The following is a 22,808-nucleotide window of genomic DNA, read 5'->3' on the forward strand; positions in this document are numbered from 1 at the left end:
CGGGTCAAGCCCGAGCATGACGCGTGGCATGCATCTCGGTTTTTCGGCCTCAATCCGGAACCGGCACGGCGCGACACGCGATCGCCTGGAGATCGGCTCCCGCAGGCAGCGAGCCGAAATGGCCGGACCAGCCGCCGGCCAGCCGCGAGGCGACGAAAACATCGGCGACCGCATGGGGCGCATGGCGGATCAGCAGCGAGGCCGACAAGGCCAGCGCCATGCGCTCGACGAAGCGGCGCGCCAGATGCTCATGCCTGAGCACGTCGACGAGATCGGTCTCCAGTTCGGCGAGGAAAGCATCGTAGCGCGGATCGTTGCCGCGCGCGGCGCGCAACTCGTCGAGCAGGGCGGGCACGCAATCGGGATAGCGGCGGATCGAGCGGAGCACGTCGAGGCAGACGACATTGCCCGTGCCCTCCCAAATGCCGTTGAGCGGCGCCTCGCGATAGAGCCGCGCCATCAGATGGTCCTCGATGAAGCCGTTGCCGCCGTGGCATTCGAGCGCCTCGGTGACGACCGGCGTGGCGCGCTTGCAGTTCCAGTATTTCGCGATCGGCGCGCCAATGCGGCCGATGAGTTTTTCCGCCTCGCTCTCCCCTTCCCTGTCGAGGGCGTGGACGAAGCGGAAGGCGAGCCAGGCCGAGGCCTCGGCTTCCAGAGCGAGATCGGCAATGACATTCGTCATGATCGGCTGGTCGATCAGCGCCTTCTGGAAAGCGCGGCGATGGGCCGTATGATGCGCCGCCTGCGCAAGGGCATGGCGCATCAGCCCGGCCGAGCCGACGGCGAAATCGAGCCTAGTGTAGTGGTTCATCTCCAGCCCGGCGCGGATGCCGTGGCCGGGCTCGCCGATGAGATTGGCGATGACGCCCCGGAATTCGACCTCCGAGGAGGCATTCGATTTGTTTCCGCACTTGTCCTTGAGCCGCTGGATCTGCAGGCGGTTGCGCGAACCGTCCGGCAGCCAGCCCGGCACGACGAAGCAAGAGACGCCCTCCTCCGTCCGCGCCAGCGTCAGAAACACGTCCGAATGCGGGACCGAGAAGAACCATTTGTGGCCGGTGAGCGCATAGGTGCCGTCGGCGTTGCGCGTCGCCACGGTCTGGGTCTGGCGCAGATCCGAGCCGCCCTGTTTCTCGGTCATCGCCATACCGACCGTGCCGCCGCGCTTCTGCGCCGCCGGCAGCGGGCGCTGGTCGTAGTCAGAGGACGTGATCAACCTGCCGAACTCGGCCCAGCGGGCTGGGTCGCGCTGCAGGACCGGGATCGCCGAATAGGTCATGCCGAGCGGGCAGCAGATGCCGTTCTCGCCCTGGTTCCAGAGATAGGAAACCGCGGCACGCGCCACCTGGGCGCCGGGCCGCGGCTTCGTCCAGCACAGCGAATGGAACTCGTCGCGCATCGCGAGCCCCATCAATTCGTGCCAGGCGGGATGAAACTCGATCTGGTCGACGCGCCGGCCCCAGCGGTCATGGGTGCGGAGTTCCGGCAGGCTGCGATTGGCCTGCCGCGCCAGATCCTGCACGCGCTGCGAACCGACATGGCCGCCGACGACACTCGCCTGCTCACGGAACCAGCCTGCGCCGAAGGCATCGAGGATGCGCCCGAGCGCAGGGTCCGCCGCGAAGGCGTCGTAATCCGCCAGCGCCGGCGCCTGGTTCAGCACCTCATGGGTGTCGTAGCCGTAAGCGTCGAGAGCGGTCATGCGGCCTGTCCTTCATGGGAGATCAGTGCGGCGAGTGAGAGATCGGCCAGAGCCGCCGCGATCTCGCGGCCACGCTCCGAGGTGATGGCACGCTCCGGCGAAAGCGGGCCGATCAGCGCTTCCATGAACCCGCCGACGATCATCGCCGCGGCGGCATCGGGGTCGACGGGGCGGAAAACGCCCTGTTCGCCGCCTTCGAGGACGAGTGCCCGGAAGATGCCGGCGATCTCGCGGCGATAGTCGAGCCGCGTCGCGTCGACCGCGGGGTCGGCGGGCTCGGCGATCATCGACCATGCCAGGCGGCGATTGGCGAAGGCGCGCCGGGCGAAAGCCTCGACCGCGGCCGTCAAGCGCTCGGCAACGGGCGCATCGCTTGCGGCGATCGCGCGCAGCACGGCGAGTTCGCGTGACGAAACGATGGCGACGATCTCAGCCATCAGTTCGGCCTTGGACGAGAAATAGGAATAGACGCTGCCCGTGGAAACGCCGCTCGCCGCCGCAACGGCTGCGATCGATGTCTCCTGGAAGCCAACCTCCGAGACGATGCCCCGCGCGGCGGAGAGGATCGCCTCGCGCTTCCCGACCTTGCGCGGTTGTCTCGGTGCGGCAACAGGCACGGCCCGCCTCAAATTTTGAATCTGAATTCAAATTCAATCTGAGAGCAAATCCAGTTCCCGTCAAGCGGCGCGAGGGAGCGCGAGCGCTGCGGGGGTCCATCTCGATCTGGTCGATCGCAGGCGCTGCCGGAGCGGGCCGGAGGATAGCGGGATGCGCTGTCGCACCAGCGAGTTCGCTCGTGAGGACTGCGCGTGGCAGCCGCTATGCCATCCGACTGAAGCAGCCGCATTCGAGCCGCGAGCGCATCCGCGGCATCGCCGCCACGGCTGCGCGGCAAGCCGCTCCGGTGCCACCTTCCGATCTCGCAAGGCGCAGCAGCGGTTCGACGAGCCGGATCGGATCGCAGCGAGGTCCGAGGTGGTGCGTCTGCTAGCCCATCGCGGATGTGAAACCGACGCAAAGTCGACGCAGCGCGACGACGTAGGGGTTGCGTGCCAAAAAGCTGGCTTCGCCGAAATAGATCGGAATTTCAGGCAGTTCCGGCAAATCGATCACGGTGATCGTGGTTTCGCTGCCATCCATGCACCAGGCGGGAATGATCGCGTAGCCGAGACCGGCTTCGACGCAGCGTTTCACGCTTGAGCTGCCCGATGTCGAGATCGCGATCTCCATCTCGGTATCGTCCGGCTGCAGATAATCGATGGCGAGGTTGCGCAGCAGCTGGCCGGGCTCATAGGTCACGAAGGGGCGCCCCTGCACCCATTGCCTGATCTCGCCTCGCGGCGGCGTGCCCCATTCGCGCGGCAGGACCAGCGCCGGCCGGTATGTGCAGACAAGGTGCTGCGGCACGTTGGGGTCGCCGAAATAGCGCTCCGTAATGCACAGGTCGAGGCTGCCGTCCCGGATCATCTCCGGAAGAGCGGTATCGCGCTCGAAGGCGATGATCTCGACCTGCGGGAAAAGCGTGCGGAACTGCGCCAGGATCGGCGGCATCAGATAGAAGAAGATCGCCTGCGGCAGGCCGATGCGCAGCACGGGACGCTCCTTCTGGAGCGTCCGGTCGAGCCGGGTCAGCACAGTATCGAGCTCGGGCAGCAACAGCTTGTAGAGGCTGCGCCCACGCGGCGTCAGGGTCACCGTCTTGGCGCCCTGCTCGGAGACGACCAGTCGCTCCGCCAGCAACTGCTCAAGGCGCCGCACATGGTTGGCGGCCGATTGGTAGCTCATGCCGAGCTTGCGCGCCGCGGCGGAATAGGAGCCGTCGCGCGCAACGATGAAGAACGTCTGGATGAGCGTCAGATTGGCTTCGCGCATGGTCCCTTCCGCCGGCCGGCCCGTCATTCCTTCCTACAACAGCTCTCCTTCCGCCACTTGCAAACAATGAGGCAAGTCGGCCCGGATCATTTGCATCGACCCGGCAGGAGAAGCGAACGAGGTTCTGGCCATCGCGTTACGGGACGAACCGCTCCGGGCATGGCCTCTTCTTCATCTATTCATGTCGCCGTGATAGGCGCCGGGATCGTGGGCGCAGCGGCCGCCCATTTTCTGGCTGCCGCCGGTGCGCGGGTGACGCTGCTCGACGCCTCTGGGCCAGCTGCCGGCGCGACCGGCGCGTCGGATGGCGCCGTCTCGGTCGCCAGCAAGCGGCCGGGTCCGATGATGGATCTGGCCCGCCACGCCCGGGCCTTCTATGTCCGCAGCGAGCGGGATGGCCTGTTTCGCGGCCTGTTCCATCGCCGCTCGACTTTCCTCGTCGCACGAACCGCGATCGAGGCCGATCTCGTCGCCCAGCATGGCGCCGACCTCGCCGCGGCGGGTGAGCGCGTCGTCGAGATCAGCCGCGCGGCTTTGCTGGATCGCATTCCGGGGCTGGGTGCCAGCGTCTGCGCAGCGCTCGAAATCCCCGATGACGGGCATGCGCTGGGCTATGAGATCACCGAGCGCCTCCTGCACAAGAGCAGCGTCAGCATCCGCCGCAATGCGCCCGTGTCCGAGATCGTCATGCGGGCCGGGCGCGTCGGCGGCGTCGCGATCCGGAACGAGCTGCTCGCAGCCGATGCGGTGCTTGTCGCCGCGGGGATCGGCTCGGCTCCGCTGCTCGGCCTCGGCGAGATTCTCATCCCGCGCAAGGGGCAGATGGTCGTCACCGACCGGGCCAGCACGGCAGGACCTGCGATCGACGGCCATCTGATGGCGGCTTCGTATCTCGCCGCCAAACGCGGCATCGTTCGCGACAACGCCCATATCGGCTTGGTGATCGACCCGCTGATGACGGGCCAGTTCCTGATCGGCGGCAGCCGCGAAGACCATCGCAGCGACCACGCCACCGATGCCGTGACCATCGCGGCGATCCTGCGTGAGGCGCTCGATCTCTACCCGCCGCTCGCCGGTCGCCGCGTCCTGCGCAGCTTCGCCGGGGTGAGGACCGCCTCCCGCGACGGCCTGCCGATCGTCGGCCTGCACCCGTATCGCGAAGGCGTCGTCATTGCGACTGGCTTCGAGGGCGACGGCATCTGCCTCGGACCGTTCATGGGTGCCTGCGCTGCCCGCCTGCTGCTGGGCGAGAAGCCGGAAACCGACCTGTCCGCTCTGTCGCCGCAACGCTTCGCTCGCGTCGAGGCCCACGCATGACCAGCCATTTTCTCTGGAACGGCGTGCCGGTGGCTTTCCAGCCGGGCGAGACGATCGCCGCAGCGCTGCTCCGGGCCGGGATCGCCGATCTCGGCCAGTCCAACGACGCGCCCGGCGGACGGATGTTCTGCGGGATCGGCGCCTGCCAGGGCTGCGTCGTCGCGGTCGCGGATGCGGCGCCAGTCGAAGCCTGTCTGACGCTCGCAAGCGAAGGCCTGCGGCTCGGCGCGCTGCCTGCGGTCGGAGCCGACCATGCATAAGGGCCCTGTCCTCGTCGTGGGCGGCGGTCCGGCCGGCGCCAGCGCGGCTGCCGCCATCGCGGAAGCCGGCCTGCCCGTCATGCTGATCGAGCAGCGGGATCGGCTCGGCGGCGCCATCCATCGCCAGCCAGCAGCCGGCAACGAAAGCCATGTCTGGCGGCCCGGCCGTCCCCGCCGCAACTGGACGGAACTGACGGCGCGACTCCGGGGCTCCGCCGAGCGGATCGAGGTTCGGACGCAAACAGTGTTCCTTGGCGTCGACGGCGAGGGTCGCTTTCTGTTCGACGATCGTCGTGCCGGCCACGTCTTTGCGCGCCGCCCCCGGGGAGCGATCATCGCGGTCGGGGCCGTCGAGACGATCCGTCCGTTCCCGGGCTGGGAACTGCCCGGCGTCATGACGGCCGGCGGCGCGCAGGTCCTGCTCAAGGAAACGGGCCGCCCTCCGGAGGGCCCGATCCTGGTGGCCGGCAGCGGGCCGCTGCTGGCCGCCCTCGCGGCCCAGCTCGCAACGGCCGGCAATCCGCCGGTCGCCGTGCTGGAGCGCGGCCGGCCATGGCGCGCCCCAAGGGCTCTGGCCCGCCTCGCCGCGTCATGGGCGCCGATGGCCGAGGCGGCTGCCTATGCAGCGACGCTTGCCATCAGCCGCGTGCCCTACCGCTGCGGAGCCGTCGTGACACGGGCTGAGCCTGATGGCCCGGGCCTCAAGGTCGGCATCCGCGTTGGGGAGACGCAGGACACCCTGCGCGTGCGGCATTTGCTCATCCATGACGGCATTGCGCCGAACCGCACCGGGATTCCGTTGGCGGCCCCCGACGCGGCCGTGCCCGTCCTGCTCGCCGGAGATGGGCGGGAAGCGCTCGGCGCCGATGCCGCGCTGCTCGACGGTCGACGCGCCGCGATGCAGATGCTTGCCCGCCTCGGCCTGGCAGGCACAGACGCTTCGCGGGTCGAACGCGGCCTGCAGCGTGCACGGGGCTTTCAGGCCGCTCTCGGACAAGCGCTCCACAGCGAGCCGGTGGTGCCTGCGCCCGAGACCGTGATCTGCCGTTGCGAAGGACGCAGCTACGCGGATCTGGCCGCCCTCGCAGACGACGCTTCGCCGCGCGAGATCCGGCTGATGGGGCGCTTCGGCCTCGGTGCCTGCCAGGGCCGCTTCTGCGGCCCGATGATCGCAGCCCTGCGAGACCGGCCATTGCCGGCCGCAACTCCCCCGCGCTGGCCCTTGCGACCGGTTTCGGTCGCGGCGCTCGCCCGCCTGACAGATGATGAAACGGAGTGATCTGACCGTGACGATGTCCCTCGCCAAGCCTGCCCGGGCTATCGCCGCCTCCATGGTCGAGGTGACCAATCCGTTCGACGGCGCCCTCGTCGGCAAGGTCCGCGGAGCGGACGAAGTCGCTGTGGCCGAGGCCCTGCGCCGGGCGCGCAAGGCCTGGTCCAGCTTCCGCTTCAGCACGCCCGCGGAACGCAAGGAACTGCTCTATCGCCTGGCCGGCCGCCTCGAGGACGAGGCGGAGACGATGGCCCAGACGATCTGCGCGGAGGTCGGCAAGACGATCGCCGAGGCACGCAACGAAGTCCGCCGCGCCCGCAACACGCTCCGGCTGAGCGGCGACGCCGTCACCGTCCTGCATGGCGAGGTCCTGCCCACTGCCATCGTGCCTGGAGCGCCGGACAAGCAGGCCGTGATCACGCATGAGCCTGCCGGGGTCCTGGGAGCGATCACGCCGTTCAACTATCCGCTCAACCTGCTCTGTCACAAGCTCGGCCCCGCCATCGCGGCCGGCAATGCCGTCGTCGCCAAGCCCTCGCCGAAGGCTCCGCTCGCTGCGCAGCGCCTCGCAGAGCTGGCCGAGGAGGCGGGCTTCCCGGACGGCCTGTTCGGTATCGTCCATGGCGGCGCCGATGTCGCGGCGATGATCGCGAGCGGCGACATCGATCTGCTCAGCTTCACGGGTGGGCCGACGGCGGGATTGGCGCTGAAGAACGCCTCCGGGCTCGTCCGCTGCCTGATGGAGCTCGGCGGCAACGACCCTCTGATCGTCATGCCGGACGCCGATCTCGACCGCGCCGCCGACGTCGCGATCGCGCACCGCTTTGAAATCGCCGGCCAGAGCTGCGCCGCCGTGAAGCGGCTCTATCTGCACGACGCCATCCGCGAGACGATGATCGAGCGCATTGCGGCGCGCGTCGCGAAGGTCACCACCGGCGATCCGGCTCATGCCGAGACTGCCATGGGCACCGTCATCGACGAGCCGGCGGCAGCGGAAGTCGAACGTCGTGTGAAACTCGCGGTTGCGGATGGCGCCCGGATCGTCGCGGGCGGAAACCGCCGCGGCACGCTGTTCGCGCCGACGTTGCTCGAGGCCGTTCCGGCACAAACGGAGCTCGTTCGTTCCGAGACGTTTGGGCCGGTGCTCGCCGTGCGCCGCTTCGACGATCCCGATGCTGTGATCGCCGAGATCAATGGCGGCGCCTACGGGCTGCAGGCCGGGCTCTTCACCAACGACCATGCGCTCGTGAAGCGGGTCTCCCGCCGGCTCCGCGTCGGCGGCGTCATGATCAATGAAGGACCGGACTTCCGCGCCGAGAATGTGCCGTTCGGCGGCATCAAGTCGAGCGGACTGGGCCGTGAGGGCATCCACATGACCCTGCGCGAGATGAGCGAAACCAAGGTCGTCATCGACTGATGATGCAAGGAGCCAACAAGATGATCGATCCCGAACTGCGCCGGCGCCTGACCGGCGTCTTCACCGCGCTGGTCACGCCCTTCCGCGACGGAGCGCTCGATATTGCCGCGCTCGAGAAGCTCGTCGCTGCGCAGATCGCGGCCGGCGTCGCCGGGCTCGTCCCGGTCGGCACGACAGGCGAAGCCGCGACGCTGAGCGAGGATGAGGCCGATGCAGTCATCCGCACCACGGTGAAGGCGGCTGCCGGACGGGCCTTCGTCATGGCCGGCGCCGGCTCGAACGCGACGCGGCTCGCCATCGGCAAGGCCGAGCGTGCCCAGGCGGCGGGCGCCGACGGCCTCCTGCTCGTGACCCCCTATTACAACAAGCCCTCGCAAGAGGGGCTGTTCGACCATTTCTCCGCCATCGCCGGCGCGGTTAGCCTACCCATCATGCTCTACAGCGTGCCGGGACGCACCGGCGTCGAGATCGCACCGGAGACCGCAGCGCGGCTTGCGGCGGCCCATTCCAATGTCGTCGCCATCAAGGAGGCCGGGGGCAAGGCGGAACGGATCACGGAGCTGCGGCTGGCACTCGGCGAGGATTTCGTCATCCATTCCGGCGACGACGGCCTGACCCTGCCTTTCCTCGCGCTCGGCGCCGACGGCGTGACGAGCGTCGCCTCGAACCTGCTGCCCGCGGAGGTCGTCGCGCTGTGCCGGGCCTGGTACGCCGGAGACCCGCGCGAGGCGCGCCGCATCCACGACGCCTTGTTCGACCTCGTCGGCCATCTCTTCATCGAGAGCAACCCGGTGCCGGTGAAGACGGCGCTCGCGCGCGCCGGCCTGATCGGCCCGGAGCTGCGGGCGCCGCTCGCAGCGCTGCGCCCGGAGAGCCGCAAGGCGCTGGAAGCAAGCCTGCAATCGTTCGAGAGCCGAGCGAACATATAAGAAAGCCGGTAGGACGACGGCCTACTCTCGCATTGTCCACGCAAGTGCGTCGCCTAGGCTCTTATCGTCCTAACCACCAGCGCAAGACCGAAAAACATCGGCAAGGGAACGGAGTGGAAAGCTCATGAAATCGATCATTCGCGCCATCTGCGCAGCCAGCCTGGGATTGCTGGCACTTCAAGCCTCGGCCCGGGCCGAAGACACCATCGACGCCATACGCTCGCGCGGCGTGCTGCGCATACCAGGGATCATCAACGAGGATCCCTACTTCAACAAAGACCCGCGGTCCGGCGAATGGCGCGGCTTCGCCATCGAGATGGCCCGCGACATCGCCACCACCCTCGGCGTCAAGCTGGAGGTCGTCGAGTCGAGCTGGCCGAATTCCATCCTCGACGTGCAGAGCGGCAAGGTCGATCTGGCGCTTGGCGTCACGGCGACGCCGCAGCGCTCCCTCTCCGTCGCGTTCTCGAACCCGACCTACTTCAACAGCTTCGTCATCGTCTCGCCCAAGGCGGAGCTCTCGAAGCTGAGCTGGGCCGAGCTCAACGACCCGAAATACACCTTCGCGGTCGACCTGGGCTCCTCGCAGGACCTGATCGCCCAGCAATACCTGCCGAAGGCCAAGATGCTGCGCTTCAAGTCCCGCGACGAGGCGATCGTGGCGGTGGTCACCGGCAAAGCAGACGGTCTCGTCAACACCATGCTGAACGGCCTCGTCATGAGCAAGAAGGCGAGGGGCATCGGCAAGGTGCTGGTGCCGTCTCCGGTTCTGTCGACGCCCTCCGTGGTCGCCATGAACTGGAAGGCCGACGAGAAGTCGCGCGCCTTCATCTCGGCCTGGGCCGAATACAACCGCCGCATCGGCAACAACCAGACCTGGATCGTGAAGAGCCTCGCGCCCTTCGGCATCACGCTCGACGACATGCCCGAAGGCTTCGGCTTCGGCGGTTAAGGCAGGAGCAGCCCCCAGAGCAGGATATTCGCGAAAACCGGCTTCCGGGCTTTTCGCATCCTGCTCGAGGGCTGCCTTCACAAAAGGCTGGCATGATATGTACACGTGGAGCTTCGCCCCGATCTTCCAGGCGAGTGATCTGTTCCTCTGGGGCGCGTGGATCACCATCGTCTACACCGTGGCCTCCATCGCCATCGGGCTGGTCCTCGGGCTGCTCCTCTGCTTCGCGCGGCTTTCCGGCATCGGGCCGCTGAGCTGGCTGGCGCAGGGCTTCCAGGAGCTGTTCCGCTGCACGCCGCTGCTGGTGCAGCTGCTATGGATCTACTACGCCCTGCCGCTGCTGCTCGGCTTCGATCTCGCGAATTGGGCGGCGGCGCTGATCACGCTCTCGCTCTATGCCGCGGCCTTCTACGCCGAGGTCTTCCGCGGCGGCATCGTCTCGATCGACAAGGGACAATCCGAGGCGGGCGCCGCCATCGGCATGTCGGGCTGGCAGGTCATGCGGCGCATCGTGCTGCCGCAGGCCATCCGCCGGATGATGCCGGCCTTCATCAACCAGTCGGTGACGCAGTTCAAGAACACCTCGCTGATCTCGGTGATCTCCGTGGCGGAACTCACCTACATGGCCAGCATCGTCAACGGGCAGACCTATCGCCCGCTGGAATCCTACACCATCCTCGCGCTGCTCTACTTCGCCATCCTGTTCCCGATCACGAAGTTCGCCGACATCGTCGAGAGCCGGACGCGCGGCAGCCATTGAGCGAGAGCCATTCCATGAACTCCGTTGCCATGCCCGGCCTGCGCGAGACCGTCCTCGAAGCGCGCGGCATCACCAAGCGCTTCGGCGCGCTCACCGTCCTTCACGGGATCGATCTCTCGCTGACCAGCGGTGAAGTCGTCTCGATCATCGGACCCTCCGGCTCCGGCAAATCGACCTTCATCCGCTGCATGAACATGCTGGAGGTGCCGGACACCGGCGAGGTCCTGTTCCGTGGCCGCCGCGTCGGCCCGACATTCCGCGGCACGGGCCAGCTTCTCGGTCTTGGCGAATTGCGGCGCCATGTCGGCATGGTGTTCCAGCACTTCAACCTGTTCCCGCACATGACCGTGCTGGAGAACGTGATCGAAGGCCCCATGACCGTGCAGCGCAAGCCGCGCGGCGAGGCCATCGACATCGCGATGGACTACATCGCCAAGGTCGGCCTCGCCGATAAGCGCGACGCGCGGCCGGACCAGCTCTCGGGCGGGCAGAAGCAGCGCGTGGCCATCGCCAGGGCCCTCGCGATGCAGCCGGACGCTCTGTTGCTCGACGAGATCACCAGCGCGCTCGATCCTGAGCTCGTAGGAGAGGTTCTGGGCGTCGTGCGCAACCTTGCCGAACAGGGCATGACCATGGTCCTCGTCACCCATGAGATCTCGTTTGCGGCCGGGGTTTCCGATCGTGTCGTCTTCATGGAAACCGGGCGCATCGCCGAGCAGGGCAGCCCGGACCGCATCCTGCACAACCCGGACAACGAGCGTCTCAAGACCTTTCTCGCGCGCTTCCATGGCTGATCCGCAGGCAAGCAACGCCCGGCCCTTCAAGGTCGTCATCGTCGGTGCAGGCCGGATCGGCACGGCGCTGGCGCTCCTCCTGCGCGGAAAGCCGGAATTCGAGTTCCTGCTCGCGGACCCGACCGAGCCCGGCCGCAGGCGAGCCAAGGACCTTGCGCTGCCGCTGACGGAAGCCGATCCGGCCAACGCAGCCCAGCTCGACCGGCTCCTGACCGGGGCCGATGCCGTGGTCGCGGCATTGCCGTCCTCGGCGATGCCCATGGTGGCCGCGGCCGCCCGCCGCAGCGGAAGCCACTATCTCGACCTTGGCGATGACGGAGCTGCGCTCGAAGCCGTCCAGCGCGAGGCCAACGCCGCCGCAGGCTGCTTCATCGCGCAATGCGGCATCTCGCCGGGGCTCGTCTCGGGCCTGGTTCTCGATCTCGCCTCGCGCTGCCCGGGCCTGCCGGATATCGACGTCCGGATCGGCGCTCTGCCGCGAACGGCCGCCGGGCGCCTGGGCTACGGGCTGGTCTGGGATGTCGACGCCACCCTGCGCGAATATACGCGCGCCTCGCTTGCGCTCCTCGACGGCCGCGAGTCCGGGCTGGCGCCGCTGTCCCGCTGCAGCCCCTTGCATCTTGGATCGCGCGACTACGAGGTTTTCGTCTCGGGCGCGATCCCGGCTACGCTTCGCGAGCGCCTCGCCGGCAAGGTGGGGAATCTGACCTCGCATACCATCCGCTATCCCGGGCACGCCGACCAGATGGCGTTCCTGCTGGACGAGTTGAAATTGCGCGACCGCGTCTATCTGCTGCGCAATCTCTTCCTCAACGCGCTGCCCGAGATCACCGATGATCGTCTGCTGATCTCGATCACCGCAGCGTCTCGCGACGCGGATGGTGCGCCCCACGAACACTTCCTGCGCGAGGTCGAGCCGATAGAGATCGGCGAAGCCGCGATCGGCGCCATGCGGCGCACCGCTGCCTCCCATGTCGCCGCGGTGCTCGATCTGTTGCGCCTCGGACAAATAGGCCGCCAAGGCCTCCTTGCGCAGGAGGACATCCCTCTAGATCTCCTGCGCGAAAACCGTTTCCTTGCCTGGTTCTTCGAGACGCCGGCACCTGTCTCCGGGCGCGTTTTGCAGGGAGTGCATCCATGAACGGCTCTGGGTCCGGACGGCTGGGCGCGGTTGTGAACGATCTGAGCATCGGGGTCCTGATGCTCGACACCCATTTTCAACGCCTGCCGGGCGATATCGGCAACGGCCGCACCTGGCCTTTCCCCGTCGAGTTCCGGGTCGTCCGCGGCGCCGATCCCGCGGCCATCGTCCATGGTCGCCCGGAAGAGTTCCTCGAGCCCTTCATCGCCGCCGCCCTCGATCTCGTCGCTTGCGGGGTGCGCGGCATCGCCACGAGCTGCGGTTTTCTGGCGCTGCTGCAGCAAGAGCTGGCCGCCGCGCTCCCGGTTCCCGTCGCTACGAGCAGCCTGCTGCAGGCACCGTTGATCGAGGCCATGCTGCCCGCCGGCCAGCAAGTCGGCATCCTCACCTTCGCAGCGGAGGCGTTAACGGCACGCCATCTGGCCGCCGTCGGGGTGCGCCCCGACACTCCCATCGAGGGGCTGCCTCCGGACAGTCTGTTCCGCCAGGTCTATGGCAATCGCGGCGGCGTGTCCGACGTCGCAAAGCTCGAGGAAGAAGTCGTGACAGCCGCCCGCGCTCTGGTCCGCCGCCATCCGAATGTCGGCGCGATCCTCTGCGAATGCACGAATCTTCCGCCGCATTCGGCGGCGGTCGCTGCTGCCACCGGGCTGCCGGTCTTCGACGTCATCGGGTTCGTCGAATGGTTCGGGCATGCGATCGCGCCGCCGCGCTTCCGCTAAGGTTTGACGAGGAGCGCCGCTGGCTTTCGGCCTCGATAGTGGTTGAGGTGCTCGCCGCAAGGCGGGACCAGGCATGTCGCTGGGCGCGAGACTGCAGCGCAGATGCGGGGGTCGCGCTCGGCCTTCAGCGATGGCGTCCATCTGCGGGACTACGCAAGTTTCGTGCGGGACCGGGAGGCGGAGATGTGCCGCAGCCTCGGCATCCAGGCTCCACGGTGGCTTGCGCCACCCCGCGCCGTGTCCCGGCCTGCCGCTGCCATGGGCCAATCGGCGCGCGAGATGGGGCGGAGTGAGAGACCTAAAACTCGATGCCTTCCTGCGCCTTCACGCCGGCGGCGAAGTGGTGCTTCACCAACGTCATCTCGGTGACGAGGTCGGCCGCCTCGATCAACTCCGGCTTGGCATTGCGGCCGGTGACGACGACGTGCAGGTCGGCGCGGCGAGCGACCAGCGTCGCCACGACGTCGGCGAGCGGCAGATAGTCGTAGCGCAGGGCGATATTGAGCTCATCGAGCACCACGAGCCGGATTTCGGGATCGGCCATCAGCTCCCTGGCCTTGGCGAAGGCGCGCTCGGCAGCAGCGATGTCGCGGGCCTTGTCCTGCGTCTCCCAGGTGAAGCCCTCGCCCATGCTGTGCCAGGCGACCTGATCGCCGAAGGCTTCGAGCGCCTTGCGCTCGCCGGTCGACCAGGCGCCCTTGATGAACTGCACCACGCCGATGCGCCAGCCATGGCCGAGCGCGCGCAGGATCAGGCCGAAGGCTGCGGTCGACTTGCCCTTGCCGGGGCCGGTGTTGACGATGAGCAGCCCCTTCTCGACCGTCTTGGAAGCGACCTCGGCGTCCTGCACCGCCTTGCGCTTCTCCATCTTGGCCTTGTGGCGGGCGGCGTCTTCGGTGTCGGTCATCATTTCACTCGCATCGGCAATCCGGCGACCATGAAGACCACGCGGCCGGCGCGCCCCGCAAGCGCCTGATGCAGCCGCCCAGCCTCGTCGCGGAAGCGGCGGGCGAGCGCATTCTCCGGGACGATGCCGAGGCCGACCTCGTTGCCGACCAGGACGAGCGGGGCGGAGGCGCGCTCGCAGGCGGCGATGAGGGCTTCGCGCGCCGCGACCGTATCGCGCTCGGCGAGGATGAGGTTGGTCAGCCAGAGCGTCAGGCAATCGACAAGGATGGGCCGGCCGGCCGGCTGGGCGGCAATGGCCTCGGCCAGATCGAGCGGCGCATCGACGGTCTGCCAGCCCTCCGGGCGGCGTGCGCGATGCTCGGCGATGCGCTGCCGCATCTCGTCGTCATAGGCCTGGGCGGTGGCGATATATGTCCAGGGGGCCGGGCGAGCCTCGATCAGCGCCTCGGCATGGCGACTCTTGCCGGAGCGGGCGCCGCCGAGGACGAGGGTGAGGTGGGGCAATTCCATCGAAAAGTCCTATGCCGTCATGCTCGGGCTCGACCCGAGCATCTCCATCCGAAAGGGCGAGCCTCTTCCTGTACGAGATTCTCGGGTCAAGCCCGAGAATGACGTGTCTGCCACGGCGCACTGCATTGCACAGCGGCACGCCGATAGCTAATGATGGTCCATGACGGTGCCTCCGCAAGGAGGTGAAAAGGGAACGCGGTGAGATACCGCGGCTGCCCCCGCAACTGTAAGCGGGTGTTTCCCACCATCGGCCACTGGAGCGCTCGCTCCGGGAAGGCGGTGGGGAACATCAGACCCGCGAGCCAGGAGACCTGCCGTCGACCCGCAACGATCCAACCGGCTGCCGGCGGGGCGGCCACGGAGAGCCCTATGAACACCGCTACGGTTTCCACCACCCAACTCAGCGTCTCGGAACGCGTCAAGGCAGCAGCCGCCGCGCTCGTGATCGGCGTCGCGCTGATCTACACGACAGGCTTCGCGGCCTCGACGAACGTTCACAACGCCGGGCACGATACCCGCCACGGCCTCGCCTTCCCCTGCCACTGAGGGAAAGCATCCATGGTTACGCGTGTTCTCACGGTCAGCATTCTGGCCGGGCTTCTGGCTGGGCTGATCGTCGCCGCCCTCCAGCATGTCACCACCACCCCGCTGATCCTCAAGGCCGAGACCTATGAGGCGGCGTTGCACCTGCAGGCGCCGACGCTCGCGGCCTTCGACGGCGAGGCGAAGATCATCCTCGCGCATGGCCCCGCTGGCGATGCGCCCGGCCACGACCATGCCGAATGGAAGCCGCAGGACGGCCTCCAGCGCACGCTCTTCACCAGCGCAGTGACGATCGCGACCGCAATCGGCTTCGCCGCGCTGCTGCTCGCGGGAATGATCGCGGCCGGCGATACGATCGACCAACGTAGCGCCCTGGTCTGGGGCGCCTGCGGCTTCCTGGCGCTCGGGCTCGCCCCCGCGATGGGGCTCGCGCCGGAATTGCCGGGCGCGGCTTCCGCGGCGCTGGAGCAGCGGCAGTTCTGGTGGCTGGTCACCGCTATCGCCACCGCGCTTGGGCTCTTCCTGTTCCTGCGCTTCGAGCAGCCCTGGCTCAAGCTGCTGGCCGTCGTCGTGATCCTGCTCCCGCATGTGATCGGCGCCCCGCATCCGGCTGCGCCGGAGAGCAAGGTGCCGGCCGAGGTTGCGGCGCATTTCGCGGCTCTGTCACTCGGCATCCAGGCTGCGCTCTGGCTCGCCACCGCCTTCATGGTCGGCGTGCTCTGGCCCTGGGCCAGCCGGCGCGCCGCGCTCGCGCGCTGAAGGCAGCGGAGCCTCCGGCTCCGCGCGAAAGGCAAGTCATGTCCGAGGGCGACCTCACTATCCATGTCTGCACGGCCTGCAGGCGGGCGCGCGCCGATCTCCCGGAGGGTTACGACCAGCCGGGGCTGGCGCTCGCGGAGCGTCTCACCGCTCAACTCGCAGCAAAGGGCAGCACCATCCCGGTGCTGCCTGTCGAATGCCTCGCCGTCTGCAAGCGGCCCTGCACCATCGCGCTCAGTGCCGATGGCAAATGGACCTATCTGATCGGCGATCTCGACACCGACACCCATCTCGACGAGATCGTCGGCGCGGCGGAGGCCTATGCCGCCAGCGCCAACGGCATCGTTCCCTGGAAAGAGCGGCCGCAGTCCTTCCGCAAGGGCGTGGTCGCACGCGTGCCGCCTTTGCCGGCGCGCCAGCAAGGATGACATCATGAACGCTCCGCAAACCACGAACCTGGGCAAGACGCCCTGCACGATCATCACCGGCTTCCTCGGCGCCGGTAAGACGACGCTGGTGCGCCATCTCCTCGAGAATGCGCAGGGCAAGAAGCTCGCCGTGCTCGTCAACGAGTTCGGCGATCTCGGCTTCGACGGCGAGTTCCTGAAGGGTTGCGGCATCGCCGGCTGCAGCGACGAGGACGTGGTCGAGCTGCCGAATGGCTGCATCTGCTGCACCGTCGCCGATGATTTCGTGCCGGCGCTGGAGAAGCTCCTGAACCGGCCGAACCCGCCCGAGCATATCCTGATCGAGACCTCCGGCCTCGCCTTGCCGAAGCCGCTGGTGCAGGCCTTCAACTGGCCYGCGATCCGCGCCCGCGTCACCGTCGACGGCGTCATCGCCGTGGTCGACGGACCGGCCGTGGCGGATGGCCAGTTTGCCGATGATCCGGAAGCGCTCGCGGCCCAGAAGGCCGCCGATGCTTCAGTCGAACACGACAATCCGCTGGAGGAGGTGTTCGAGGACCAGATCCTCTGCGCCGACCTTATCCTGCTCAACAAGAGCGACCTCGTCGACGAGGCCGGCCGCGCACGGGTCAAGGCCGAGATCGCGGAGCACCTGCCCAAGGCCATCAAGATTGTCGAGACGGCCCATGGCAAGGTCGAGCCGGCGCTGATCGTGGGCTTGGGCGCCGCCGCCGAGAGCGACCTCGCCGCCCGCCCTTCGCATCATGGCGAAGGCGAGCATGATCACGACCATGACGATTTCGACTCGGTCGCCGTGCCGCTGCCGGCGGGGCTTTCACCGGAGGAGCTGACGACGCGTGTCGCCAAGGCCGCCGAAGCCGAGGGCGTGCTGCGGCTGAAGGGCTTCAGCGCTGTGCCGGGCAAGCCGATGCGCCTCGTCGTGCAGGGCGTGGGCCGACGCGTCGGGCATCATTTCGACCGCCCCTGGGGCGCGAGCGAGCCGCGCGACGGGCGCCTGACCGTGATCGGCCTCAAGGGTTTCGATCTCAAGGCCGTGGAAGCGGCCCTCGCGGGGGCTTAACATCCGCCGATGCATCTTCTTCCGACCAGCGAGATCAGGCTCGACGACGGCGAGGACGCCGTCGACCTCGCCTTGCCGCCGGGAGATGTGCTCGTCCTGTCCTTCACCGACAGCGACCTTTCGGCGCTGGCGGTGGCTGCCCGCCGAGATGAACCTGCATCGTCATGGTCGGACTTGTCCCGACCATCCAGGCCTTCCCTTATCGAAGGTCGTGTTCAAGACATGGATGCTCGCCACAAGGGCGAGCATGACGGACAGAGCCTGTCGGTGCGGCTCGCTCCGCTCAGGCGGCTGAGACATCCGCTCTCGGTCGATTTTCTGATCGAGAAGACGGCGACGCAGTGCCGCTTCGTGCTGGTGCGCTGCCTCGGCGGGCTCGACTACTGGCGCTATGGCATCGAGCAGCTCGGCATCGCCTGCCGCGCGCGCGGCACACCGCTCGTGATCCTGCCCGGCGACGAGCGCGACGATCCGCGGCTGGGCGAGCACGCAACCGTGCCGGCTGAGTTCGCGGCGGAATTGCTAGCCTATTTCCAGGCGGGCGGCGGCGCCGAGAACATGCGGCGGCTGCTGGGGCGGATCGCAGGATATCTCGCGCGGGCGCCAAGACCATCCAACCTGACGCCACTCCCGCTGCCATCGTTCTTCGCGCTCGGCAGCGACGGCAAACCCCTGCCATGGCTCGACGCGCTCGCTACGATGCCGGCCGACAAACCACTCGTCCCGATCCTGCTTTACCGATCCGGCGTCGCGGCTGGCGACACGGCCATGGCCGAGGCCCTCGCCACCGCCCTCGCCGCGCGCGACCTCGCACCCCTCCCGCTCGCGCTGACCAGCCTGAAAGACCCCGCCGTCACTGCGGAATTCGCAGCGTTGCTCGCGACGCGCAAACCCGCGCTGGTCATCACCACCACCGCCTTCTCTGCCCGCGAGGCCGCGAATTTCGTGCTTGACGGCGCCGATTGTCCGATCCTGCAAGCCGTGCCGGTCGGCAGCCCGCGCGAAGCCTGGGACGCCTCGCCGCGTGGCCTCTCCGCTGCCGATCTCGCCATGCAGGTGGCGCTGCCGGAATTCGACGGGCGCATCGGGGCAATTCCGGTGGCGTTCAAGGCCGAAGCAACCGACCCGGCGACCGGGCTCAGTATCCGCCGGCTCGTGCCGGATGCAGAGGGCATCTCTGCGCTTGCCGATTTGGCGAAGGGCTGGATCGCTCTCGCCCGGAGACCGGCGGCCGAGCGAAAGCTGGCACTGGTGATGTCGGACTATCCCGCGCGCGGCGGCCGGGCCGGCTTCGCCGTCGGGCTCGATACGCCTGCCAGCGTGACGGCGATCCGGGAATTGTTGGCGGGGGTGGGATACGCTGTTGCCGCTCTCAACCCTCATCCTGAGGAGCCGCGCAGCGGCGTCTCGAAGGATGATCCGGCGCGCTCTGGAGCACCCTTCGAGACGCAAAGCTTACACCTCACTCCTCAGGATGAGGGCTCGCTCTTGATGGCCGCACTGACTGCCGGGCCAACCAATCTCTCCATGCCTCTCACGGCCTATCGCGAATGGCTCGCCACCATCCCCGCTGCGGCGCGCGAGTCCCTTCTTGCCAGCCACGGTGCGCCCGAAGCCGATCCCACCTGCCGCGAGGGCGCCTTCCACTTCCGCACCGTACGCTATGGCCGCCTCACCGTGGCCCTGCAGCCGCCGCGCGATACCACGCCCGACCGCAAGGCGCGCTATCACGACCCCGACGCGCCACCCGGCCACACCTATCTCGCCTTCTACCTCGCGCTGCGCCAAGCGGAGGCCATCGACGCGCTGATCCATCTCGGCACGCATGGCACCACGGAATGGCTGCCGGGCAAGGCGGTGGCGCTCTCGGCGGCCTGCTGGCCGCGCCTTGCCGTCGGCGGGCTGCCGGTGATCTACCCCTATGTCGTCGATGATCCCGGCGAGGCGGCCCCTGCAAAACGACGGCTCTCGGCTCTGACACTCGGCCATCTGCCGCCGCCGCTGGCCGAAACCGAGGCTGCCGGAGAGACGGCGCTGCTGCGCGACCTCGTCGAGGAGTTCTCTCAGGCGCAGGTGCTCGATCCGCGCCGCGCCGATATCGTCGCCGGCGAAATCCGCTCGCGCGCCGAGGCGAGCGGGCTCGCCGCTTCCTGCGGTGTTACAGCCGACTCGGAGATGAACGAGGCGCTGACGCGGCTCGACGCGCATCTCTGCGATATCGCCGAACTGCCTTTCCGCGATGGCTTGCACGTCTTCGGCCATTCCGAGGTAGATCCCGCCTCCGCGCGCAGCGAGCGCGAAAACCTGCTCGCCGCCCTCGACGGCCGCTTCGTCGTACCCGGCCCGGCAGGCTCACCGCATCGCGGCCGACCCGACGTATTGCCGACCGGGCGCAATCTCTCGACGCTCGATCCTCGCGCCATCCCGACGCGCGCGGCCGCCCGGCTCGGGAAGCTCGCAGCGCAGGCCGTCGTGTCGCGCCATCTGCAGGATCATGGCGACTATCCGCGCCGGATCGTCATGGATCTTTGGGCCTCACCCACGCTGCGCTCGGGCGGCGAGGATATCGCCCATGCGCTGGCGTTGATGGGCGTCGAGCCGCTCTGGGACAATGCCTCGACCCGCGTCACCGGCTTCAGCATCATCCCACAGCCGAAGCTCGCTTTCCCGCGCCTCGACGTGACCGTACGCATCTCCGGCACCTTCCGCGACACCTTCCCCGGCCAGATCGCGCTGATCGACCAGGCGGCGCGCGCGGTCGCCGCGCTGGACGAGCCGGGGGAGTGGAACGAGCCCGCCGCCGCCCGCCGTCGCGGTGAGCATGGCGCCCGCATCTTCGGCGCCGCGCCCGGTCGCTATGGCGCCGCGATGGCCGACCGCGCCCTCGATGGCGACTGGACCCGACGCGAAGAGCTGGGCGCCGCCTATCTCGCCGCTTCAAGTCACGCTTACGGCGGAGCGGAGGGCGTGGGTGCGGCGGATGCCGGCTTCGCCGGCCGCATCCGCGCTTCAGATGCCTTCATCCATGTCAGCGACACCGCCGGGCGTGACATTCTCGAAGCCAGCAGCGCCGCCGATGTGATCGGCGGGCTCGCGGCAGCTGCGAAGGCGCTCGGCGCCGATCCTGCCCTCTACAGCCTCGACAGCTCGAACCCCGAAGCGCCGAAGGCGCGGACGCTGGCCGAGGACATCGCTCGCATCGTGCACGGTCGGCTGACGCATCCGCGCTGGATCGCTTCCCAACTCGCCCATGGCTGGCGCGGGGCGGCGGAGTTGGCGGAGGCGGTCGATACGCTCTTCGTCTTCGCGGCGAGCACGGAGGCCGTCGCGGACGGGCTGTTCGAAGCGGTCTTCCAGGCCTATTGCGCCGATCCGCAGATCTGGTCCGCTCTCGAAAGCGCCAATGCGCCGGCCGCCGCTTCGATCCGCTCGCGACTGGCCGAGGCGGCGCGACGCGGCCTCTGGACCAGCCGGCGCAACTCGGTCGGCGCCTTCCTGGCGCGGGAGGCGGCGGAATGAGCGCGCTCCCGCAAAAAGCGCCGCAGCCCGGAAAGGAAGCACTGCGACGCGGCTGGTGCCCGAGCACCCTCAGGCCGATGGCGACCGGCGACGGCTGGCTGGTGCGGTTGCATCCGCCCGGCGCGAGGCTGACACCGCGGCAGTTGAGGCGGATCGCGGTTCTGGCGGCCGAGCACGGCAACGGACTTGTCGAAATCTCCGCCCGCGCCAATCTGCAAATCAGGGGGGTAACGCCCGCGAGCCATCCGGCGCTGGTCGAGCGCCTGCTGGCGGAGCATCTCGTCGACGAGCATGCGGGCGATGGACCACAGCGGCTGACGCTGGTCTCGCCGCTTGCGGGCAGCGATTCGAACGGCCTGATCGACGCAGCCGCATTGGCCGGGCAGATCGAGCTGCGCGCCCGCAGGATTCCCGGCCTGCCGGCCAAGCTCAGCGTCATCGTCGATGATGGCGGCACGCAGGCTCTGGACAGCTTTTCCGCCGACATCCGACTCGTCGGCATCGGGGCCGGGCGTGTCGCCCTGTGTCTGGCGGACCATCTCTGGCGTGGGCCAATCCCCGAAGCGGATGCCGCAGCGACGGTTGACACCATCCTGCGCGGCTTCGCAGCGCTGCGCAGCGCCGCTCCCGACCGTATCCGCCGCCTGCGCGACCTGCCATCCGAGAGGTTGACCGGCCTGAGCACGCTCCCGGAAGCGCCTGCACATGCCTCCCGCCCCCGGGGGCTGCGCGCCGGGCTGCTCGCTTTGGGGGAGGACCGGTTCGCGGCGGTCATCGGCCTACCCTTCGGCCGGTGCGATGCGGCCACCCTCGACAAGCTCGGCGCCGATATTGAGACTAGCCCAGCCGACATCCGGCCGTCGCCATGGCGAGGGCTTGCCTTCCGCAATCTCCGCCGTGCCGAAGCCGACAAGCTGATGGCGCTGGCAAGCGGCCTCGGCCTGATCGCGCGTGACGACGATCCGCGCCTTTCCGTGCAGGCCTGCGCCGGCAGCCCCGCCTGCTCCCGCGCCGAAGCGCCGGCCATGGCGGATGCGGCTGCGCTCGCCCGAGCCACGGCAGGTCTGCTCGCGCAGGGCATGACGCTGCACGTCTCCGGCTGCGTCAAATCCTGCGCCCATCCGGCAGCCGCCGATCTCACCCTGGTCGGGCGTGACGGGCTCTACGATGTCGTGTTCGGCGGCACGGCGCGGGACAAGCCGGTCGCGACGCTTGACCTTTCGACGCTCCTGGCGCGATTGCAGCCGGGAGAACAGTTTCACGCGCGGCTGGCCAAGGTCGCGCGTTCAACGGGATCGCAGGGTTGAGCAGGGCATACGATTACATTCAGGACGGGGCGGCGATCTATGAGCGCTCCTTCGCAATCATCCGTGCGGAAGCTGATCTCGCCCGCTTCAACGGTGTGGCCGAGCGCGTCGTCGTGCGGATGATCCATGCCTGCGGCATGACCGACCTGCCCGGTGACGTCGAGATGTCGGCGGATTTCGCGAAAGCCGCACAGGCCGCGCTCAGGAGCGGCGCGCCGATCCTCTGCGATGCCAAGATGGTCGCCAATGGCGTGACGCGCGCGCGCCTGCCGGCCGGCAACGAGGTCATTTGCACGCTCGACGACCCTCAGGTCCCCGCGCTCGCGGCTGAGATGGGCACGACCCGTTCCGCCGCCGCGATGGAGCTGTGGAAGTCCCGGCTTGCCGGCGCCATCGTCGTGATCGGCAATGCGCCGACCTCGCTCTTTCGCTTGCTTGAAATGCTCGATGCCGGCGCGCCCAAGCCGGCGGCCGTGATCGGCATCCCCGTGGGCTTCGTCGGCGCGGCGGAATCGAAGGCAGCGCTGGCGGAGGATGGGCGCGTGCCGTGCCTCGTCGTGCATGGACGGCGCGGCGGTTCGGCCATGGCGGCAGCGGCCGTCAATGCGCTCGCGCAGGACAAGGAATAGGC

General features: G+C 68.4%; 22 protein-coding genes and 1 riboswitch. Of the genes, 17 read left to right on the top strand and 5 right to left on the bottom strand.

Annotation, left to right across the window (positions count from 1 at the left end; translation table 11 throughout):
• Positions 1-49: 49 nt before the first annotated feature.
• The 3 genes from AC1DDA_RS14185 to AC1DDA_RS14195 all read right to left on the bottom strand — a co-directional run bounded on the left by AC1DDA_RS14185 (position 50) and on the right by AC1DDA_RS14195 (position 3,577).
• Complete coding sequence (locus tag AC1DDA_RS14185; protein ID WP_476796214.1) at positions 50-1,705, bottom strand: acyl-CoA dehydrogenase family protein; 1,656 nt, start codon at positions 1,703-1,705, stop codon at positions 50-52.
• Positions 1,702-2,322 (bottom strand): TetR/AcrR family transcriptional regulator, encoded by a 621-nt coding sequence (locus AC1DDA_RS14190; RefSeq protein WP_476796215.1) that lies wholly within the window; start codon positions 2,320-2,322, stop codon positions 1,702-1,704. Before AC1DDA_RS14190 ends, AC1DDA_RS14185 begins: the two co-directional genes overlap by 4 nt.
• A 370-nt stretch (positions 2,323-2,692) precedes the next feature.
• A complete protein-coding gene (locus AC1DDA_RS14195; protein ID WP_441509423.1) occupies positions 2,693-3,577 on the bottom strand; it encodes a LysR family transcriptional regulator in 885 nt (294 codons plus the stop codon).
• A gap of 159 nt (positions 3,578-3,736) precedes the next feature.
• On the opposite strand from AC1DDA_RS14195, the gene AC1DDA_RS14200 reads away from it, so the two are divergent.
• The 10 genes from AC1DDA_RS14200 (at position 3,737) to AC1DDA_RS14245 (ending at position 13,142) form a co-directional block, all read left to right on the top strand.
• Complete coding sequence (locus AC1DDA_RS14200) at positions 3,737-4,894, top strand: NAD(P)/FAD-dependent oxidoreductase (protein ID WP_476796216.1); 1,158 nt, start codon at positions 3,737-3,739, stop codon at positions 4,892-4,894.
• A complete protein-coding gene (locus AC1DDA_RS14205; RefSeq protein WP_476796217.1) occupies positions 4,891-5,154 on the top strand; it encodes a 2Fe-2S iron-sulfur cluster-binding protein in 264 nt (87 codons plus the stop codon). The genes AC1DDA_RS14200 and AC1DDA_RS14205 overlap by 4 nt, the downstream gene beginning before the upstream one ends.
• The gene (locus AC1DDA_RS14210) at positions 5,147-6,433 is read left to right on the top strand and encodes an FAD-dependent oxidoreductase (protein WP_476796218.1); all 1,287 of its coding nucleotides are present in this window, start codon (positions 5,147-5,149) and stop codon (positions 6,431-6,433) included. Before AC1DDA_RS14205 ends, AC1DDA_RS14210 begins: the two co-directional genes overlap by 8 nt.
• 13 nt (positions 6,434-6,446) lie before the next feature.
• A complete protein-coding gene (locus AC1DDA_RS14215; protein ID WP_476796534.1) occupies positions 6,447-7,844 on the top strand; it encodes an aldehyde dehydrogenase family protein in 1,398 nt (465 codons plus the stop codon).
• Between the two features lie 20 nt (positions 7,845-7,864).
• Positions 7,865-8,773 carry a 4-hydroxy-tetrahydrodipicolinate synthase gene (gene dapA, locus AC1DDA_RS14220; RefSeq protein WP_476796219.1) on the top strand — a complete coding sequence of 303 codons (909 nt, stop codon included), beginning with the start codon at positions 7,865-7,867 and terminating at the stop codon, positions 8,771-8,773.
• A 124-nt stretch (positions 8,774-8,897) separates the two neighbouring features.
• Positions 8,898-9,725, top strand: coding sequence for a transporter substrate-binding domain-containing protein (locus AC1DDA_RS14225; protein WP_476796220.1), 828 nt, complete (start codon positions 8,898-8,900; stop codon positions 9,723-9,725).
• 97 nt (positions 9,726-9,822) lie between these two features.
• Positions 9,823-10,485 carry an amino acid ABC transporter permease gene (locus AC1DDA_RS14230; protein WP_441509429.1) on the top strand — a complete coding sequence of 221 codons (663 nt, stop codon included), beginning with the start codon at positions 9,823-9,825 and terminating at the stop codon, positions 10,483-10,485.
• Positions 10,486-10,499: 14 nt separating this feature from the next.
• The gene (locus AC1DDA_RS14235) at positions 10,500-11,279 is read left to right on the top strand and encodes an amino acid ABC transporter ATP-binding protein (RefSeq protein ID WP_441509430.1); all 780 of its coding nucleotides are present in this window, start codon (positions 10,500-10,502) and stop codon (positions 11,277-11,279) included.
• Positions 11,272-12,420 carry a saccharopine dehydrogenase family protein gene (locus AC1DDA_RS14240; RefSeq protein ID WP_476796221.1) on the top strand — a complete coding sequence of 383 codons (1,149 nt, stop codon included), beginning with the start codon at positions 11,272-11,274 and terminating at the stop codon, positions 12,418-12,420. The genes AC1DDA_RS14235 and AC1DDA_RS14240 overlap by 8 nt, the downstream gene beginning before the upstream one ends.
• A complete protein-coding gene (locus AC1DDA_RS14245; protein WP_476796222.1) occupies positions 12,417-13,142 on the top strand; it encodes an aspartate/glutamate racemase family protein in 726 nt (241 codons plus the stop codon). The genes AC1DDA_RS14240 and AC1DDA_RS14245 overlap by 4 nt, the downstream gene beginning before the upstream one ends.
• 298 nt (positions 13,143-13,440) lie before the next feature.
• Here AC1DDA_RS14245 and cobO read toward each other — a convergent pair whose 3' ends face one another.
• Together cobO and cobU are read right to left on the bottom strand one after the other, a co-directional pair.
• Positions 13,441-14,049 (bottom strand): cob(I)yrinic acid a,c-diamide adenosyltransferase, encoded by a 609-nt coding sequence (gene cobO / locus AC1DDA_RS14250; protein ID WP_476796223.1) that lies wholly within the window; start codon positions 14,047-14,049, stop codon positions 13,441-13,443.
• Entirely contained in the window at positions 14,049-14,561 is a 513-nt protein-coding gene (gene cobU / locus AC1DDA_RS14255) for a bifunctional adenosylcobinamide kinase/adenosylcobinamide-phosphate guanylyltransferase (protein WP_476796224.1), read from the bottom strand. Before cobU ends, cobO begins: the two co-directional genes overlap by 1 nt.
• 147 nt (positions 14,562-14,708) lie before the next feature.
• Positions 14,709-14,894: riboswitch (cobalamin riboswitch) on the top strand.
• A 36-nt stretch (positions 14,895-14,930) separates the two neighbouring features.
• On the opposite strand from cobU, the gene AC1DDA_RS14260 reads away from it, so the two are divergent.
• Genes AC1DDA_RS14260 through AC1DDA_RS14290 form a run of 7 tightly spaced genes read left to right on the top strand, consistent with a single transcriptional unit; the run spans position 14,931 to position 22,806 of the window.
• Complete coding sequence (locus AC1DDA_RS14260) at positions 14,931-15,107, top strand: CbtB domain-containing protein (RefSeq protein ID WP_476796225.1); 177 nt, start codon at positions 14,931-14,933, stop codon at positions 15,105-15,107.
• A 12-nt stretch (positions 15,108-15,119) separates the two neighbouring features.
• Positions 15,120-15,863 (top strand): CbtA family protein, encoded by a 744-nt coding sequence (locus AC1DDA_RS14265; protein ID WP_476796226.1) that lies wholly within the window; start codon positions 15,120-15,122, stop codon positions 15,861-15,863.
• A gap of 38 nt (positions 15,864-15,901) precedes the next feature.
• The gene (locus tag AC1DDA_RS14270; protein WP_441509437.1) at positions 15,902-16,291 is read left to right on the top strand and encodes a DUF1636 family protein; all 390 of its coding nucleotides are present in this window, start codon (positions 15,902-15,904) and stop codon (positions 16,289-16,291) included.
• A gap of 4 nt (positions 16,292-16,295) precedes the next feature.
• Entirely contained in the window at positions 16,296-17,351 is a 1,056-nt protein-coding gene (gene cobW / locus AC1DDA_RS14275) for a cobalamin biosynthesis protein CobW (RefSeq protein ID WP_476796227.1), read from the top strand.
• Between the two features lie 9 nt (positions 17,352-17,360).
• On the top strand, positions 17,361-20,870 hold the full coding sequence (cobN, locus tag AC1DDA_RS14280) for a cobaltochelatase subunit CobN (protein WP_476796228.1): 3,510 nt from the start codon (positions 17,361-17,363) through the stop codon (positions 20,868-20,870).
• Positions 20,867-22,177, top strand: coding sequence for a precorrin-3B synthase (gene cobG, locus AC1DDA_RS14285; RefSeq protein ID WP_476796229.1), 1,311 nt, complete (start codon positions 20,867-20,869; stop codon positions 22,175-22,177). The genes cobN and cobG overlap by 4 nt, the downstream gene beginning before the upstream one ends.
• Positions 22,174-22,806, top strand: a complete 633-nt coding sequence (locus AC1DDA_RS14290) for a precorrin-8X methylmutase (RefSeq protein WP_476796230.1) — start codon at positions 22,174-22,176, stop codon at positions 22,804-22,806. Before cobG ends, AC1DDA_RS14290 begins: the two co-directional genes overlap by 4 nt.
• The last annotated feature ends 2 nt before the right edge of the window (positions 22,807-22,808 follow it).

This window comes from Allobosea sp. 10N428, from assembly GCF_056394545.1.

What these genes read in the sequence shown, in the direction of transcription:
- cobO (WP_476796223.1), bottom strand. Translation starts at nt 14,049, where the DNA reads ATGACCGACACCGAAGACGCCGCCCGCCACAAGGCCAAGATGGAGAAG.
- AC1DDA_RS14205 (WP_476796217.1), top strand. Translation starts at nt 4,891, where the DNA reads ATGACCAGCCATTTTCTCTGGAACGGCGTGCCGGTGGCTTTCCAGCCG.
- AC1DDA_RS14245 (WP_476796222.1), top strand. Translation starts at nt 12,417, where the DNA reads ATGAACGGCTCTGGGTCCGGACGGCTGGGCGCGGTTGTGAACGATCTG.
- AC1DDA_RS14185 (WP_476796214.1), bottom strand. Translation starts at nt 1,705, where the DNA reads ATGACCGCTCTCGACGCTTACGGCTACGACACCCATGAGGTGCTGAAC.
- AC1DDA_RS14200 (WP_476796216.1), top strand. Translation starts at nt 3,737, where the DNA reads ATGGCCTCTTCTTCATCTATTCATGTCGCCGTGATAGGCGCCGGGATC.
- AC1DDA_RS14260 (WP_476796225.1), top strand. Translation starts at nt 14,931, where the DNA reads ATGAACACCGCTACGGTTTCCACCACCCAACTCAGCGTCTCGGAACGC.
- AC1DDA_RS14265 (WP_476796226.1), top strand. Translation starts at nt 15,120, where the DNA reads ATGGTTACGCGTGTTCTCACGGTCAGCATTCTGGCCGGGCTTCTGGCT.
- AC1DDA_RS14215 (WP_476796534.1), top strand. Translation starts at nt 6,447, where the DNA reads ATGTCCCTCGCCAAGCCTGCCCGGGCTATCGCCGCCTCCATGGTCGAG.
- AC1DDA_RS14235 (WP_441509430.1), top strand. Translation starts at nt 10,500, where the DNA reads ATGAACTCCGTTGCCATGCCCGGCCTGCGCGAGACCGTCCTCGAAGCG.
- AC1DDA_RS14240 (WP_476796221.1), top strand. Translation starts at nt 11,272, where the DNA reads ATGGCTGATCCGCAGGCAAGCAACGCCCGGCCCTTCAAGGTCGTCATC.
- AC1DDA_RS14195 (WP_441509423.1), bottom strand. Translation starts at nt 3,577, where the DNA reads ATGCGCGAAGCCAATCTGACGCTCATCCAGACGTTCTTCATCGTTGCG.
- cobG (WP_476796229.1), top strand. Translation starts at nt 20,867, where the DNA reads ATGAGCGCGCTCCCGCAAAAAGCGCCGCAGCCCGGAAAGGAAGCACTG.
- AC1DDA_RS14230 (WP_441509429.1), top strand. Translation starts at nt 9,823, where the DNA reads ATGTACACGTGGAGCTTCGCCCCGATCTTCCAGGCGAGTGATCTGTTC.
- cobN (WP_476796228.1), top strand. Translation starts at nt 17,361, where the DNA reads ATGCATCTTCTTCCGACCAGCGAGATCAGGCTCGACGACGGCGAGGAC.
- cobU (WP_476796224.1), bottom strand. Translation starts at nt 14,561, where the DNA reads ATGGAATTGCCCCACCTCACCCTCGTCCTCGGCGGCGCCCGCTCCGGC.
- AC1DDA_RS14270 (WP_441509437.1), top strand. Translation starts at nt 15,902, where the DNA reads ATGTCCGAGGGCGACCTCACTATCCATGTCTGCACGGCCTGCAGGCGG.
- dapA (WP_476796219.1), top strand. Translation starts at nt 7,865, where the DNA reads ATGATCGATCCCGAACTGCGCCGGCGCCTGACCGGCGTCTTCACCGCG.
- AC1DDA_RS14210 (WP_476796218.1), top strand. Translation starts at nt 5,147, where the DNA reads ATGCATAAGGGCCCTGTCCTCGTCGTGGGCGGCGGTCCGGCCGGCGCC.
- AC1DDA_RS14225 (WP_476796220.1), top strand. Translation starts at nt 8,898, where the DNA reads ATGAAATCGATCATTCGCGCCATCTGCGCAGCCAGCCTGGGATTGCTG.